Genomic DNA, 2,010 nt, shown 5'->3' with positions numbered 1-2,010 from the left:
GCAGGTGCAGCCACGGCCGGCGCCGATCTGGGCGAAGACATGCAACGGATCGGGTGCTGGCGCCTCGGCCTTCGGCCGAAAGCCATGCGCCGTGTACTCGCGCGTGAACTCGTCGTACATGCGTGTGTTCACGCTGCGACTGAAGCGGAAGAATGGCGGCAGGGACTGCAGGTCCCGCACTGCAATGCGCCGCTGGCGCGCGAGATCCGACGTCGCAGGAACGAAGGCCATGAGGGGGACCTCATCGACCAGGTTGCCACGCAGGCGGTACATCGAAGCCGGCCAGAGCACGATGGCGGCATCCAGCTCGTTGCGCCGAAGGGCCGAGGCTGCGGCAATCGTCGTTGTCGTTTGTACGTCGATCCCGCTCGCATGCCCCGATTCCACCAAGCTCCGTTCCATTGCGGATAGTCGGTTCAAGTGAACCCAGTTCAGAACGCCCAGGCGAAGACGCGGCAGCTTGTTCGCGGACTGGGCCACATGCTCGAGCGTCGCGTCGAAACTGTGCATCAGCTCCGCGAAGCTGCGCATGGCCAGCTCTCCGGCGCTGGTCAGCCGCACGCCGTGCGTATTGCGCTCGAGCAGTTGCAGGCCCAGTTCAGCCTCCAGCTCTGCGATCTGCCGCGACAGGGGCGGCTGCGTGATGGCCAGCCGCTCCGCGGCGCGCCTGAAGTTGCGCTCCTCGGCAACGGCGAGGAAGTAGCGGATTTGGCGGACGGTGACTGGTCTGGTCATCCAAAAAAGGTATCACAAAAAACGCAATTCCCAGTGCGGCCAGCGCTGCCTACAGTCGCGGCCGCAACAAACCGTTGCTGGCCGCGTCGCCTGGGAATGGGCGCCGGCATTGCCTTTTTTGCACCTGACGATGACAACCAAGAAAAGCCCTCTTCCTTCGATATCCGCCTCCCTCTCTTCCCTGGCTCCTTCCCGTGGTCGCCGGAATTTCCTCGGTCGCGCATCCACGGCCGCGCTGTGGCTCGGTGCTCCTTCGCTGCTTGTCGCTTGCGGCGGAGGGGGAGGAGGAGGGGGAGGGGGTGGGGGCAGCGGCCCGCTCGCGGTAGGCGGTGGAGAAGGCCCTCGGACGGACGGGGGGCTCGCGCCCGCAAGCCGCTTTGCCAGCATCCGGGCCGTGGAAGCTGCATGCTTGGATCTCGAATCGCGCAAGCTCGAGTCGATCGCCTACCTGACCGAGTTGACGGGGATCATGGCGAAAGACCCGAACTATGTGGAGACAGGCTTTGACGAACGCTCACTGACGGCCTGGGGCACTTTCGCCGATGGCCGCGTGCACATGGTGTCGCACAACTTCAAGCCCACCGGAACTTCGACGCTGACCGCCGCCATCGCTGATACGGGCCAAGCACAAAAGGCGGCGGGGCTGGCTGCCGCCAAGCCGCCGGAACTGCCTAGCGAGCGCAAGGCACGTCTGATGCATTCCTTCTTCACGCCTTTCGACGGCCAGGCAGCTATCGCGGAAATGTCCGGCTGGCTCAGCGCGCATGACTACGCGCTGCAACCAGGCGTCGAGGGTGACGCGCACATTACGACCCTGCGCCAAATCAAAGGGGACGGCTTCTTCTACATCAACACTCATGGCGGCGTGAAGCACACGCGCCATCAGGATACGGGCTCACCGCAGATGTACTCCATCCAGTCGTCCACGCTGATCGACCCCGCCTTGGAGGCACAACCCGATTTCCAGGCCGATCTCGCCGCCTTCCGGCTGACCTACTTCACGGCCTACAACGGCCTCGCCACCGTGGACAGCAAGGGCGAGGAGATCATGCTCAAGGACACGCGCTACGGCATCACCGCTGCCTTCGTCGACACCTATTGGGAGTTCGCGCAGGACAGCGTCGTCGTCATCAACGCCTGCAACAGCGCCAACAGCGCCGACAACGACCGGGTGATCGACTTTCTCGTCGCCTGCCACCGTAAGAACGCGGGCCTCTACCTGGGCTGGACGGAGATCTGCTCGCCGCCGGCCGCCTTTGACATACCGAAGTACTG

Annotated in this window: 2 protein-coding genes; one reads left to right on the top strand and one right to left on the bottom strand. The window is 64.3% G+C overall.

The genetic code is table 11. The features are described 5' to 3' along the window. On the bottom strand, positions 1–735 hold a 735-nt coding region (locus tag AC1RLW_RS31390), incomplete at its 3' end, for a LysR family transcriptional regulator (protein WP_493196290.1). A 409-nt stretch (positions 736–1,144) separates the two neighbouring features. Between AC1RLW_RS31390 and AC1RLW_RS31385 the strand changes: the two genes are divergently transcribed. Further along, the coding region (locus tag AC1RLW_RS31385) for a hypothetical protein (RefSeq protein ID WP_493196288.1) at positions 1,145–2,010 on the top strand (866 nt) is incomplete at its 3' end.

The sequence above is a fragment of the Variovorax sp. GW822-FHT04A09 genome, from assembly GCF_058801005.1.
This window is presented reverse-complemented; position numbering and strand designations above follow the sequence as displayed.